Source organism: Microbacterium mitrae (assembly GCF_008017445.1).
GTDB lineage: Bacteria > Actinomycetota > Actinomycetes > Actinomycetales > Microbacteriaceae > Microbacterium > Microbacterium mitrae.
On record NZ_VRSW01000001.1, the window covers coordinates 1,266,711 to 1,280,904 of the forward strand.

The window sequence follows — 14,194 nt, forward strand, 5'->3', positions numbered from 1 at the left end:
ACGAAGGCCCCGACTTCCCAGTGTTTTCTAGGAGAGGCGGGGCCTTCGTGGTGGCGGTGACGGTGGGATTTGAACCCACGGTAGGGGTGAACCTACACAACATTTCGAGTGTTGCACCTTCGGCCGCTCGGACACGTCACCGCGGACTAGCTTACGACACTCCGGGCCTCACTCAAAACCGAGCGCCCACGGCCGGCACCCCCGGGCGCGTCGCGCCCCCCAGGCGGAACCACGAAACCGCCCGCCTTAGATCACCGAAAGTAGACCGCCACGGGGTACTCGCCGTCGCGCAGCACCTGCATCGGGGTTCCGAAAATCTCTTCCAGCACCTCGGGCTGCATGATCTCGTCTGGCGTGCCGACGTGGCTCACCTCGCCGCCCGCGAGCGCGACGATGCGGTCGGCGTACGCGGCGGCGAAATTGATATCGTGCAGCACGATGATGATCGTCTTGCCCAGCTCGTCGGCGGCACGACGCAGCTGACCCATCATGGCGACGGCATGCTTCATGTCGAGGTTGTTCAGTGGCTCATCGAGCAGCACGTAGTCGGTGTCTTGCGCGAGCACCATAGCCACATACGCGCGCTGGCGCTGGCCACCCGACAGCTCATCGACAAACCGGTTCTGCAGCGACTCAAGATTCAAAAACTCCAGCGCCCGATCAATCGCAATGTTGTCGTCGGCGGTGATCCGGCCCTGCGAGTACGGAAACCGCCCAAACCCGACCAGCTGGCGCACCGTGAGGCGCGTGATGAAGTGGTTCTCCTGCCGCAAGATCGACAGCACGGTCGCCAGCTTCTTGCTCGGCGTTTTCGCCACATCCAGTCCCCCGACGGTGACGGAACCATGGCTCGCGTCGGCGAGGCGGCCGGCAATCGTCAGCAGGGTTGATTTGCCAGCGCCGTTCGGTCCAACGAGTGCCGTCACCCCGCCGGCAGGAATATCGAGCTCAATCGGTCCCAGCACCTGCTGGTCACCGAAGGACTTAGCGACGTCGGTGAAGCGAATCACAGCGATCCCTTTCGCAACAACAGAACGACGAACACGATGCCGCCGATAAATTCGATAATCACGGTCACCAGGCCCGCGGCCCGGAAAATGTGGTGCAACACAAAGTACGAGCCGAGCAGCGTCACAACGCCCAGCAGCATCGCGAACGGCAGAATGTGCCGGTGCTGCTGCGAGCCCGCCAACTGATACGCGAGCGTCGCCACGATAAACCCGAAGAACGTCATCGGCCCCACCAGCGAGGTCGAAATCGAGATCAGCACGGCCACCAGAATCAGCGTGGTCAGCACCTCGCGCTTGTACGAAAGCCCCAGGTTGATCGAGGTCTCACGCCCGAGCGCCAGCACATCCAACCGGTGCCGTTTGCCAAACACAAAGAACAGCGCAGCCGCGAGCACCACATAACCAACCGGCAAATACTCCGGGTTGGAGTTGGCGATGCTGCCAAACAGTCGCGCCGAGAGAATGTCGAAATCGGCCGGAACCAGCATGCGCTGCATAAACGCAGAGAGCGTTCCAAAGGCGGTTCCGAGCACCAAACCCACCAGCAGCGTGATGTGCAGGTTGCCGAATTTGCCGCCAAACAGCCAGCCGTACAGCACCGTCGCAAAGGCGACCATGATCGCGCTCTGCACCAGCACCTTGCCGACGCCATCCGTCGCCGACAGCGTCTCAACCCCAAAGAAGAACACCATCGCGGTCTGAATCACTACGTACAGCGATTCAAACCCCATGATCGACGGCGTCAGAATGCGGTTTCCGGTCGCGGTGTGAAACAGCACAACGGCCACCGCCTGGCATGAGGCCACCAAGATAATGGTGACCACCGTCGTCAGGCGCATCTCCACGATCTTGTAGAACCCGGCGCTAAATGGTTCCACGGCGATGTTCCATGTGAGCACCAGCACCGTGACCACGACGGCCACCACCGCAAGCACGGTGATCCGCTTGGCCCAGCTTCGCGTTTCGGCATCCAACGCCGGTCGCACCCGCGGCGCGGTCTTCATCACAACATCAGCCACGACGACGCATCCTCAACAGCATCGCGATGAAGACGACCGAGCCAAGCATGCCCAAGATCATCGACACCGGAATCTCAAACGGAAAGCGAATCAGGCGCCCGACAATGTCGCACACCAAAATCAGCGCAGACCCGGTGATACACACCCACGCGATATTGGAGCGCAGGTTGTCACCGCGCACCATCGACACGAGATTCGGAACCACGAGGCCAAGAAACGGCAAGAAGCCGACGACCACGGTGGTCACGCCGGAGGCAATCGCCACCAGAGCGGTTCCGATGAAGACCACGCGCTCATACGAGAGGCCGACGGAGGTCGCGACATCTTTTCCGAGGCCGGCAACGGTGAAGCGGTCGGCGGCAATCCACACGATCACCACGACGATCGCGACAATCCACACCGATTCGTAGCGGCCGCGCACCACGGCGCTGAACGAGCCCATGAACCAGGTGCCGAGCATTTGCAGCAGGTTGGTTGATGCGGCAATGTACGCGGTGAGCGCGGAGATCACGGCGCCGAGCATCATGCCAACGAGCGGAACAATGAGCGAGGAGCGCAGGCTAATTCGCCGCAGCACCGCGAGGAAGATCATGGTGCCGATGAAGGCGAAGATGCTCGCGACGAACATGCGACCGGGAATGCCGATCTGCGGCGCGATGATCGTGATGATGAGCAATCCGAGCGATGCCCACTCCGTGGTTCCGATCGTCGTCGGCTCAACGAAGCGGTTCTGCGTGAGTAGCTGCATCATCAAACCGGCAACGCTCATGGCGCACGCGGCGAGAATGAGTGACAGCGTGCGTGGAACCCGGGTGATGAACATCAGCTCATTGCCGAACTCATCCTTGGATAGGTCGTACGCGCCGACGTTCAGGGAGAGCCAGGCGAGCGCCAATACGCCGAAAACTCCGAGCGTCATGGGCAACCACGTAGGCATGCGCAGGCGCGTCGGAGGGGAAGAAAGTGTTGTGCTCATGACGGAATGAGGCGCCGGCCGGGCAGAGAGAGCTACCCGGCCGGCGCGTCAGTCTTACTTCGCGCTCGCGAAAGCTTCGGCGACGTCTGCGTACAGACCGGTGTACGCCTGGATACCCTCGGTGAGGTAGAAGTTCGCGTCCAGGTAAACGATCTGGCCCTTCTGCACGGCCGGCACGTTCTTCAGCGCCTCAGAACCTTCGATGAGCTCCTTGGCGGCAATGTAGCCGTCTTCCTGGAAGGCACCGTCGCGGTCAAGCACGATCAGCCACTCGGGGTTGGCAGCGGCGATGGCCTCCACCGAAATTTCGTCACCCGTGTGGTCGGTCGAGCCCTCGGATTCGATGGCCGGAACCAGGTCAAGGGTGGTGAACAGCGAGCCAACGCCGCGGCCGTCACCGGGAGCCGCGTAGTTGATCTTGCCGCCGGAGGTGATGAGGCCGGCAACCGTCGCGGTTCCGTCGTAGTTCGTCTTGGCGTCGGAGACGGCGGTTTCCAGGGCCTCGACCAGCGCCGCTGCGTCGTCTTCGCGGCCGAATACCTGACCGAGAATCTCGGTCTGGCGCACCAGCTCAGAGATGTGGTCTTTGCCCTCGCGCGGCGAGGTTTCAATCGTCAGCGGCTGAATGGCCTTCAGCGCGTCGTAGTGGCTGGCGAAACGGTAGCCACCGATGATCAGCTCGGGAGCAGCCGCGACAACGTTTTCCAGGTTGGGCTCGCGGTGGTTGCCGATGTCGAGCACGTCTTCGTTGTCGGTGTACTCCGGCCACACCGTTCCCATGACGCCCTTGGGGGCGGCAGCAAGCTTGATGTCCCAGTCGGAGAGCGTCTGCATCACGGTGTTGTCGAGTGCGACAACGACCTCGGGGTTGACCGGAACGGTCATCTCACCGTGGTTGTCGGTGATGGTGACTTCGGTGGCTGCGGGAGCCTCGGTCTCCGTCTTTTCGGGTTCAGCGGCGGGGGTCGATGCGCAACCGGCAAGCAGAGCGAGCGAGGCAACGGCGACACCGAACACGGATGCGCGACGGATCGAAGGGCGTACAGACACGAGGAAGCTCCAGTCATCTGGTGGGATTCGCGGCGAGTGCCGCCCTTCCAACATAGGTAAGCCTTACCTGACTTGCAAACTTCATCTGATGATTTGTCGCGATTCCTCTGGATGGGAGAAGACGGAACCATCACCGCGCGCGCAAAGAAAAAGCCCGGACGCGCCACGAAAGTCACGGCGGCACGCCCGGGCGTAAATCAGGAGCAAAACTCCCGAAAATTGTTATCGGTTATCGGACCACGGCGCGGCCACGTCGGCGTGAATCGCCAACAATCCGGCTGTCGCATCGGCTGGCGCGCGCCCGATTCCGCATTCCGTTGCCACACCGAACTCCGGCGCAAACGGGCGCGCAGCCTCGATGCGCCTCGTGGTTCCGTCAACGCCATCCTGGCGGTGCACCAACCCCAGGTACAGCTCGGTGCCCTCCCCCAACTGCAGGTCGGCGAGCGGCGCGAAGTACGCGTCGTCGTCGCGCTCGATCGGCACCGGGAGGTGCACCCACGTCAGCTCGCGGTGCGCCGCAGCGGTCACGGCATTCGCAAAACGAACCAGCTGCGCGGTGTCGGTCGGTTCGATGAAATGGGTTTCGGCAACGTCGCCGTAGCAAAGGTGCAGACCAGCCTCGACACCGTCAGGAATGGCATCGATCAACGCGGCGAGGCGCTCAACCAGCCCGTCGAAGGGGTCGCCCGGCCACCATGCCTCCATCGGCGCGCCATAGCCGGCGGCCCGCTCGATAATTCCCATTTCGCTCGCGACATCCCACTGAATCGCCAGGTCAGCAGCGGGAATCGCCGCGGCGATCTGTGCCACCTCGCGAAGAATTGCCGCGGTGTAGACGGCGTCAACTGCGGCGCGGTCATCGCCAAAGAAGAACGAGCTGATCACCGCGAGCGGCGTCGGCAGCGAAACCTGAAAGCGTGTTCCGGCGGCAATCACGCCCTCGTCGCGCAGCTTCACGAACTCGGCGTACGAATCGATTGCCGCCTCGGCGTAACCGAGCGGCGGAAGCTCGATGGCAGCAGCATCCACGCCGTCTGCGAGACGCAACGGACGGGCGTCAAGGCCCGCAGGCATCGGAATCGGCTCGGCGCCAATGCGCTCGATGCCCTCTGCCTGACCAAGCACATCAGGCTGAAACATGATCCAATGAAAGCGCTTGCCGACCTCGCCGTCAGGGATGCGCTTGAGGTAACCCGCGAGCACAGTCGCGGCCGTGCGAAACGTGGTCTGTGCGTCGGGATAGTTAACCGAGCCAACAAGCAGGGCACCCTGAGGTTGTGACATGAATCGCTCTTTCTGCGTGGGATCCGCGCTGAGCTAGCGGGTTCTCGTTGTCTCAGCGCGCTCGCGTTGACGGCGGGCTTGTTGCAAAAGATGACCGAGATGCTTGACGGCCTCGGCTAGCGCCGCCTTGCTTGTCTGGCCCACCCCGGTCACATTGGTGAAGGCGTGAATGTTGCCGGTGACCACCTGCAGTGTGGTCGGAACGCCGGCCGCCTGCAAAGCCTCGGCGTATGCGATGCCCTCGTCGCGCAGCACGTCGAATCCGGCGACCGCGATGTGAGCTGGAGCGATGCCGGAACCATCGCGCAGGTCTGCGAGCAGCGGGGAGACACCCGGATCAGCGCGCTGAGCGGGGTTGGGAACATAGTGGTCGCGGTACCAACGCATTTGCCGGCGCGTGAGGATGTAGCCCTCGGCGAAGGTTGCGTAACTCGGGTGCTCGGTCGTGACATCGGTGATCGGGTAGAACAGCAACTGCGCATCGGGCGGATTGTCGTCACGGGTAAGCAGCGCGACGGCCGCAGCAATGTTTCCGCCCGCGCTGTCGCCTGCGACGGCCACAACCTCTCCCCAGTCGGATTGGCCACGCACCCAGCGGTAGGCGTCGATCGCATCATGAACCGCGGCCGGGTACGGGTGTTCCGGCGCGCGCCGGTAATCAACCGATACCACGACGACGCGAAGATAGCGGGCGATAAAGCGGCAGACCGCATCGGCCGATTCGAGGCTGCCGACCACCCAGCCACCGCCGTGAAAGTAGGTGACCGCGCCGAGAAGGCGGTCGGTTGGCCGGTGCTGGTAGACGCGCACTGCAACGGAGCCGTCGCGCGTCGGAACCACCAGATCGCGCACCACATCGATGTCAATTTTGCGCCCGAAGATGCGAGCCTGCATGTCGATCTGTGCGCGCGCCTGCGGCAGGGCAAGGTCTTCAAACGCACTGCTCGGCATCGCGTCGATCATGCGCAACGCAGCCTGCACTTCGGGAAAGAGCTGGTTGCCGTCGACCACCCGCGGCCGCCCGGCGAGAAGCCGCATGACCGGAACCGGTAGCGCCCCCAGCGCGCGAGCCGCACCTCGCATCACGCTTTCGCTCAGCGTCATACTCCCCCTTGAGCCCGTTCGCAGCACCCGTCTATGCGTGCCGTCTTCTGGGCACGACAGTAGCGCACGCCTCAGACACCGTGCACGCCGCGGCGTGTGCACAGGCGGGCGTGTCGGCAATGTCGGAGGCACCACCTAGCCTGGAACCATGGCAAGCCGACGAACCACAGAGGTCTCCTTCAAATGCACAGAGTGCGGGTGGACGACCCTCAAATGGGCAGGCCGCTGCGGCGAATGCCAGCAGTGGGGCACGGTCGTCGAGCTCGGCATCGACACCGGAATCGCCAAGCCACGCGTATCGGCATTGGCGCCATCGGCCGGGCGAGCAGCCAAGCCCATCACCCAGATCGACACGACCGAGTCGCCGCGCCGCACGAGCGGTGTTGGCGAGTTCGACCGCGTGTTGGGCGGCGGCATCGTGCCCGGCGCGGCAATTCTGCTCTCCGGCGAGCCCGGCGTCGGCAAGTCAACGCTGCTGCTCGAGGTGGCTGCGCAGTCAGCGCGCGCCGGTCGGCGCGTGCTGTACGCGAGTGGTGAAGAATCACCCGCCCAGGTGCGATTGCGGGCAGAGCGCACCGGAGCACTTCACGATGAGCTGTTCTTGGCGAGCGAGACCGACCTCGCCGCGATTCTCGGGCACATCGACGACGTGCAACCCGAGCTCGTCATTGTTGACTCGATTCAAACGGTGTCTTCCGCCATGTCTGAGGGCGCGGCCGGTCATCCCAGTCAGGTGCGAGAGGTTGCGGCCACCCTGGTTCGGGTGGCCAAAGAGCGCGGGCTGCCGATCATCATCGTTGGCCATGTCACCAAAGACGGTCAGGTAGCCGGCCCTCGCCTGTTGGAGCACCTCGTCGATGTGGTGTGCCAGTTCGAGGGTGACAGGCAAACCTCGCTGCGGTTTATCCGCGCGCTCAAGAACCGGTTCGGCCCCACCGATGATGTCGGCTGCTTCGAAATGAGCGGATCCGGCATTATCGAGGTCACCGATCCGTCGTCGCTGTTTCTCTCGCGGGGCCTTCCCGAACCCGGAACCTGCGTCGCGATTGCGCTGGAGGGTCGCCGCGCGCTGCCGGTGGAGGTGCAGGCCCTGACTGTCGCAAGCACCGGACCCGCGCCACGTCGCATCGTGCACGGTGTTGATGCCGCACGTGTTGCGATGGTGCTCGCCGTGCTTGAGCGTCGCGCCGGAATCCGCACCTCATCGTTCGATGTCTACGTTTCTACCGTCGGTGGCGTGCGCTTCACGGAGCCGGCGGCCGATCTTGCCATCGCGATCGCGGTGGCAGGCTCAGTGCTCAACACCGCGGTTCCGTCTGACCTGGCGGCCATCGGCGAGCTGAGCCTGGCGGGAGAAATCCGGCCGGTCACTCAGGTGTCACAACGCCGGGCCGAGGGCAAGCGGCTCGGATACGAGCATCTGCTCGACGAACGATCCAAGACCCTGCGCGGAGCACTCTCAGACCTGCGCACCCGCACCCGCGGTTCCGAACCGCAGGCACCCCAGTTCTGAGCCACACACACCCACCTCTGAGATCGACGCACGACTCGGTAACCTGACCGCAACGGCCGCCGTCACCCCAGTTTCGAGATCAGGCACGGCTCGGCCGATTGCCCGCGGCCACCCCGCGCGGCGCTAGATTCCGAGCACGGCGCTAGATTCCGAGCGCGGCGCTAGATTTCGAGCGCGGCGAGAATATCGGCGGGATCGGCCTGCATCGGGTGGGGGCCGGCGATGTCGAAGAACACGGTCGTGATCACATCGCGGTAGCGGGTGAGAAAGTCTTTCAGCCACAGCGGCGAGTACAGCGCTACGCCGGGCGGAAGGTTTGCCGGCTTATTCTTCGCATCGCTAAACACCAGCAGCGCCACATTGCCGTCGGCGTCGCGGTAGGTCCAGACCTCGCCGCGATCCAACGGGTTGTCTTTCGCGGCGGGCTTCATCAGCGGCAAGACGGTGTTGCCGTTGCGCAGGGCAAGTGCCACAGCGGCCATGTCTTGCTTTTCCAACGCCTGCGCGAGCGCCTCAGACCGAAACTCCTGCTTGCGGGATGAACGCGAAGATGCCATATCTCCAGCGTACCGAGCAAAAGGGAGGCCCCCTCAAAATGTTCACGGGGGATGAACATTCAGAAGGGGCCATGGCTCACCGGAAGACCGGGTAATCATTACGAGAGTTGGGGGGATCGCTCGTAATGACTCTGCAGAGGCAGCTCACCGTGTCTGCGATACGTCGGTAGCCACTGACAGACTACCGCTCCTGGCGCGCACTGCATAGTTCAACGCCCAATGCTGGCCCGCAACTTTTTCAGCGCCAGCCCAGCACGGCTACGCCGTCAGTAGAGCATGAACTGGGCGCTACCCTGTGACTCGAACGAACCGATCGTCACGGCGAGGTGGTACGACGCTCCGCCGCCGCCCGCGCGTGGCCGGGTTTCGTCTGCGCAGGTTGACACCGACGACCGCGTTCGGTCCCACACCAGCGGCGTCTGGCTGGCGGCCGTCTGGCCGGCGCCGAGCGTCACGATTTGCGTGGTGGGGTTGGCCTGGCAATCGGTGGAGCGCCACCATACGTCGTTGCCGCTGGTGATCGTGAAGGTCTGCACGGCCGTGCCGACGTCAATGGTGCAGTCGCGATCGGTCAGGTTGGTGAGCGACAGTGTGAGCTGCGGCAGCTCATCGGCACCGTATTCGGCCTTGTCTGTGGAGGCATCGACGCGCACATCCTGCGGACCGCACGCGACCACCTCGGCCTCGGGCTGCTCGGTTGGCAACTCTTCGACCGGCACGTCGCTGGGCGCGACCTCGCCCTCCGTGGTTCCGTCGCCCGTCTCCCCCGCGTCAGCCGACGGCGTGGCGCTCGCGCTCGGCGAGGTGCTCGACGATGGCTTGGCGGGGGTGGATGACGCGTTCCACGGCTGCCAGATCAGCAGCGCGATGGCCAGGATGATGACGGCGAGTCCGCCGAACACCACAACGCGCCGCCGGCGGTAGACCGCGGGCGAATGACGGCGCTGAGTGGGAGTTGACATCACCCACAGCGTACGACCTCACACGCGCAATCCGGGATCAGCACGCGGAGTGCGGCGAGTTCTCATGTTGAGCGCAGGCTATCGTCACGCTCACAACGCCCACCGAGCCCATGGCACCCGCGGGCGCCTACAGCGTCTTGAGCATGCGCGTGTTGCCCAGGGTGTTGGGCTTGACGTGCGCGAGCTCCAAAAACTCGGCGACACCGGTGTCGGGGCTGCGCAGCAACTGCGCGTAAATCTCGTCGCTGACGACCTGCTTTTCACCGATCGGCTCGAAGCCGTGACGGGTGAAGAACGGAACTTCAAAAGTGAGGCAAAACAGCCGCTTGAGTCCGAGTTCGCGGGCGCGCACCTCGAGCGCGTCGACGAGGACGCTACCCACGCCGCGACGAGCCCAGTCGGCGTGGACCATGAGGGTGCGAATTTCGCCCAGACTCTTCCACATCACGTGAAGTGCACCGCAACCGATCAGTTGACCGTCGGCCTCCGCCACCACAAATTCCTGCACCGACTCGTAGAGCGCAACGAGCTCCTTGCCCAGCAGCACGCGCTGTTCCACCATCGGCTCGAGCAGGTCGCGAATGCCCTTGACGTCAGCGGTACGGGCGGGGCGGACGAGGATTTCGGTCACGGCTCAAGCTTAGAACGCTGCCGCCCCACAAACGCAGAACGGGCCCGACCGAAGTCGAGCCCGTTCTGTGAATTTCGCGTTACGAAATCTCGCCGCCGGCGATGATGTCCGGCGTGGCCGAAATCGCAGGGGTTGCGGTCGCCGCCAGGGCGACACGCTCACCTCGAGGGCCGGTTTCGAACGCAAACGCCCCGTCAGCGAAGTCAACCTCGATGTGGTCACCCGAGTGCAGCTGGCCGTGCAGGATTCGCTCGGAGAGCTGGTCTTCGACCTCACGCTGCATCGCGCGACGCAGCGGTCGCGCACCGAGAGCCGGGTCGTAACCGATCTCGATGAGGCGGTCCTTGGCGGCGTCGGTCATCGACACCGTCATGTCGCGGTCAAGCAACCGCTCCGACAGTCGCTTCGTGAACAGGTCAACGATCTGACGCAACTCTTCCTTCGACAGCTGCGGGAAGACAATGACGTCGTCCACACGGTTGAGGAACTCGGGCTTGAAGTTGCGCTTGAGCTCTTCGTCGACCTTGCCCTTCATGCGCTCGTAGGTGGTCTGCGAGTTGCCTTCGACCTGGAACCCAACGGGAGCGCCGGCGATAGCCTGCGAACCGAGGTTGGTCGTCATGATGATGACGGTGTTCTTGAAGTCGATTACGCGACCCTGACCATCGGTCAGACGACCTTCTTCCAGAATCTGCAACAGCGAGTTGAAGATGTCGGGGTGAGCCTTCTCGATCTCGTCAAACAGCACGACGGAGAACGGCTTGCGACGCACCTTCTCGGTCAGCTGGCCGCCCTCTTCGAATCCAACGAATCCGGGAGGGGCACCAAACAGGCGCGAAACGGTGTGCTTCTCGCTGAACTCGCTCATGTCAAGCGAGATCAGGGCGCCCTCGTCGTCAAACAAGAACTCCGCGAGAGCCTTGGCAAGCTCGGTCTTTCCGACACCGGTCGGGCCGGCGAAGATGAACGATCCGCTGGGGCGCTTCGGGTCTTTCAGGCCCGCACGCTGACGACGAATCGTGCGCGACAGAGCTGCGATCGCCTCGTCCTGACCGATAACGCGCTGGTGCAGTGCCTTCTCCATGAAGACAAGACGCGAGGACTCCTCTTCGGTGAGCTTGAACACCGGAATACCGGTGGCCTGGGCCAACACCTCGGCGATCAGACCCTCATCAACGACGGCGTGCGACGCAACGTCGCCCGAGCGCCACTGCTTCTCAAGGCGAAGGCGCTCTGCAAGCAGGCTCTTCTCCTCGTCGCGGAGAGACGCGGCCTTTTCGAAGTCTTGCTCTTCGCTTGCCTTCTCTTTGTCTTCGCGAACCTTGGCGATCTTCTCGTCAAACTCACGCAGTTCCGGCGGCGACGACAGAATCGACAGGCGCAGGCGTGCGCCAGCCTCATCGATCAGGTCGATGGCCTTGTCTGGCAAGAAGCGGTCGGCAACGTAGCGGTCGGCCAGGTTGGCCGCGGCAACGATGGCACCGTCGGTGATCTGCACCTTGTGGTGCGCCTCGTAGCGGTCGCGCAGGCCCTTCAAAATGTTGATGGCGTGCGGAATCGACGGCTCGGCAACCTGGATCGGCTGGAAGCGACGCTCAAGGGCCGCATCCTTCTCGAAGTGCTTGCGGTACTCGTCAAGCGTGGTGGCACCAATCGTCTGCAGCTCACCGCGAGCAAGCAGCGGCTTCAGGATCGAGGCCGCGTCAATCGCGCCCTCGGCAGCACCGGCACCAACCAGCGAGTGAATCTCGTCGATGAAGACGATGATGTCGCCGCGGGTGCGGATCTCCTTGGTGACCTTCTTCAGGCGCTCTTCGAAGTCACCGCGGTAGCGGGAACCAGCGATGAGCGAGCCGAGGTCAAGCGAGTAAACCTGCTTGTCTTTCAGCGTCTCCGGAACCTCACCCTTGACGATCGCCTGCGCGAGGCCCTCGACGACGGCAGTCTTGCCGACGCCGGGCTCACCGATCAGCACGGGGTTGTTCTTCGAACGGCGCGACAGAATCTGCATCACGCGCTCGATCTCTTTCTCGCGCCCGATGACCGGGTCGAGCTTGTTGTCGCGCGCGGCCTGGGTCAGGTTGCGACCAAACTGGTCAAGCACAGCGGAACCACCCTGCGGGGCCGACTGCTGCTGCTCAGCACCAGCGGCGACACCGACGGGCTCCTTGCCCTGGTAACCGCTGAGCAACTGAATAACCTGCTGACGCACCTTGTTCAGGTCGGCGCCGAGCTTAACCAGCACCTGCGCGGCAACACCCTCACCCTCACGGATGAGGCCGAGCAGAATGTGCTCGGTGCCAATGTAGTTGTGGCCGAGCTGCAGAGCCTCGCGTAGCGAAAGCTCCAGCACCTTCTTGGCGCGCGGCGTGAACGGGATGTGCCCGGTCGGCTGCTGCTGCCCACGGCCAATAATGTCTTGTACCTGCTCACGGACTGCATCGAGCGAGATGCCGAGCGACTCCAGCGCCTTGGCTGCGACGCCCTCTCCCTCGTGGATCAGGCCGAGCAGGATGTGTTCGGTGCCGATGTAGTTGTGGTTGAGCATCTTCGCCTCTTCTTGGGCGAGCACAACGACACGACGGGCACGGTCGGTGAATCTCTCGAACATCTTCACTCCTCGGGGCGTTAACGGAATACGCCTTATGTCGAGGGTAACCACCAGGGGGCCGGGTTATGCCCGTGTTCGCCGTCGGCTAACGGATCGGGAATCTTCGCCAACCAGATCGGGAGGCCGTCGGCTAACGGATCGGGAATCTTCGCCCGCCGTCGGGCGTTGCCTCAAATGATGGTTACCTATTCAGTCCTCGATCTTGTTTCTGTGCGCACCGGCCAAACTTCTGCCGAAGCGGTCGCGTCATCTATGGCGTTGGCCGCCCTCGCCGACGAGTTGGGTTTCGAGCGCTATTGGTTTGCCGAACACCACAACATGCCGGCGGTCGCCTCGACGTCGCCCGCCGTGCTGATTGCCGCGGCCGCCGCTCGCACCCAGCGCATTCGTGTTGGTTCCGGCGGCGTCATGCTGCCCAACCATGCTCCGCTCATCGTTGCTGAGCAGTTCGCAACGCTGGAGGCCATGGCGCCCGGTCGCATTGATCTCGGCATTGGTCGCGCACCCGGCAGCGACCCCGTCGTCACCCACCTGTTGCGTCAATCGGGTGCGACCAGCGATGTCGACCGCTTTCCGCAGCACGTCGCCGACATTGCCGCGATCATGAGCGCCGAGGGCGCCACGATGCGCTTCACGACGGGCGGCGAGTACGCGGTGCACGCGACGCCGCATGCCACCTCGACTCCGCATATTTGGCTGCTGGGATCGAGCGACTACTCGGCCATGCTTGCCGCACAGTTTGGCCTGCCGTACGTTTTCGCCAACCACTTCTCCGGTCAGGGCTTGGAGCGCGCGCTCGATCTGTACCGCTCGCAGTTCCAGCCCTCGGCAACGCTTGAGGCACCCCGCACCTTCCTCACCACCAACGTGGTCGCCTCCCCGACGCTTGAAGAGGCCGAGCAGCGCGCCCTTCCGCAAATGCGCATCTTCACCAAGTTGCGACTCAACCAGCCGCTCACCCCGCTCGAAACGGTTGAAGAGTCCCAGGCGGCGCTCGCCACGGTGACGGCGCAAGAGCAAGAGCTGATTGCGGGCGTGCGACGCAATTGGGTTGTCGGAACCGGCGAGTCGGTGCGCGCAGAACTCACGTCGTTCGCGGCGCAGCACGGTGTCGACGAAATCATGGTGGTTCCGGTGGCGGGAGCCTACGCCAACGAAGACCGAGCCTCATCGTTCGGCCGCGAGCAGACGCTGCGCCTCATCGCGAACGCGTAGCGCCGGCGCTCAGGCAACGGCGCTCGCAACAGCGCCAGGAAGCTGATGACCGTACAAAGAAGTGATCGACCCGCATCAGGAGGGGGATTGATGCGGGTCGATCGCCCCGACGCCAGGGAGGGCAATCGGGATTGGACTGAATCAGTCCGGCCAGCCCAGGGACAGAACCGGCTCGACGCGGGAGCTTTCGGGAGAGCACTCACCGCGCGATTTGTGCATTAATCACACCACGCGAATCAGACGCTCCGTTACAGGTGAA

Annotated in this window: 12 protein-coding genes and 1 tRNA gene; 2 read left to right on the forward strand and 11 right to left on the reverse strand. The window is 63.6% G+C overall.

Annotation, left to right across the window (positions count from 1 at the left end):
* Positions 1-51: 51 nt before the first annotated feature.
* The 7 genes from FVP60_RS05860 to FVP60_RS05890 form a co-directional block, all read right to left on the reverse strand.
* A tRNA-Ser gene (locus tag FVP60_RS05860) sits at positions 52-141 on the reverse strand.
* Positions 142-251: 110 nt separating this feature from the next.
* Entirely contained in the window at positions 252-1,010 is a 759-nt protein-coding gene (locus FVP60_RS05865; protein WP_147825279.1) for an iron ABC transporter ATP-binding protein, read from the reverse strand.
* Positions 1,007-2,029: an iron chelate uptake ABC transporter family permease subunit gene (locus FVP60_RS05870; RefSeq protein ID WP_246132467.1), complete on the reverse strand. Its 1,023-nt coding sequence runs from the start codon at positions 2,027-2,029 to the stop codon at positions 1,007-1,009. The genes FVP60_RS05865 and FVP60_RS05870 overlap by 4 nt, the downstream gene beginning before the upstream one ends.
* Entirely contained in the window at positions 2,022-2,966 is a 945-nt protein-coding gene (locus FVP60_RS05875) for an ABC transporter permease (protein WP_147825280.1), read from the reverse strand. Before FVP60_RS05875 ends, FVP60_RS05870 begins: the two co-directional genes overlap by 8 nt.
* Positions 2,967-3,059: 93 nt before the next feature.
* Positions 3,060-4,055 carry a siderophore ABC transporter substrate-binding protein gene (locus FVP60_RS05880; protein WP_246132468.1) on the reverse strand — a complete coding sequence of 332 codons (996 nt, stop codon included), beginning with the start codon at positions 4,053-4,055 and terminating at the stop codon, positions 3,060-3,062.
* Between the two features lie 222 nt (positions 4,056-4,277).
* A complete protein-coding gene (locus tag FVP60_RS05885; protein ID WP_147825282.1) occupies positions 4,278-5,342 on the reverse strand; it encodes a hypothetical protein in 1,065 nt (354 codons plus the stop codon).
* A gap of 33 nt (positions 5,343-5,375) precedes the next feature.
* Positions 5,376-6,446 carry an alpha/beta hydrolase gene (locus FVP60_RS05890; RefSeq protein ID WP_147825283.1) on the reverse strand — a complete coding sequence of 357 codons (1,071 nt, stop codon included), beginning with the start codon at positions 6,444-6,446 and terminating at the stop codon, positions 5,376-5,378.
* A gap of 148 nt (positions 6,447-6,594) precedes the next feature.
* Between FVP60_RS05890 and radA the strand changes: the two genes are divergently transcribed.
* On the forward strand, positions 6,595-7,959 hold the full coding sequence (gene radA, locus FVP60_RS05895; protein ID WP_147825284.1) for a DNA repair protein RadA: 1,365 nt from the start codon (positions 6,595-6,597) through the stop codon (positions 7,957-7,959).
* Positions 7,960-8,120: 161 nt separating this feature from the next.
* Here the strand turns inward: radA and FVP60_RS05900 are convergent, their stop codons facing one another.
* The 4 genes from FVP60_RS05900 to FVP60_RS05915 all read right to left on the reverse strand — a co-directional run bounded on the left by FVP60_RS05900 (position 8,121) and on the right by FVP60_RS05915 (position 12,720).
* The gene (locus FVP60_RS05900; protein WP_147825285.1) at positions 8,121-8,516 is read right to left on the reverse strand and encodes an SseB family protein; all 396 of its coding nucleotides are present in this window, start codon (positions 8,514-8,516) and stop codon (positions 8,121-8,123) included.
* Between the two features lie 266 nt (positions 8,517-8,782).
* A complete protein-coding gene (locus FVP60_RS05905) occupies positions 8,783-9,478 on the reverse strand; it encodes a hypothetical protein (RefSeq protein ID WP_187240577.1) in 696 nt (231 codons plus the stop codon).
* Positions 9,479-9,605: 127 nt separating this feature from the next.
* A complete protein-coding gene (locus FVP60_RS05910; protein WP_147825286.1) occupies positions 9,606-10,109 on the reverse strand; it encodes an amino-acid N-acetyltransferase in 504 nt (167 codons plus the stop codon).
* Positions 10,110-10,188: 79 nt separating this feature from the next.
* Positions 10,189-12,720 (reverse strand): ATP-dependent Clp protease ATP-binding subunit, encoded by a 2,532-nt coding sequence (locus FVP60_RS05915; protein WP_147825287.1) that lies wholly within the window; start codon positions 12,718-12,720, stop codon positions 10,189-10,191.
* 177 nt (positions 12,721-12,897) lie between these two features.
* Here FVP60_RS05915 and FVP60_RS05920 point away from each other — a divergent pair, with 177 nt between their 5' ends.
* Positions 12,898-13,935, forward strand: a complete 1,038-nt coding sequence (locus FVP60_RS05920) for an LLM class flavin-dependent oxidoreductase (RefSeq protein WP_147825288.1) — start codon at positions 12,898-12,900, stop codon at positions 13,933-13,935.
* Positions 13,936-14,194: the final 259 nt, after the last annotated feature.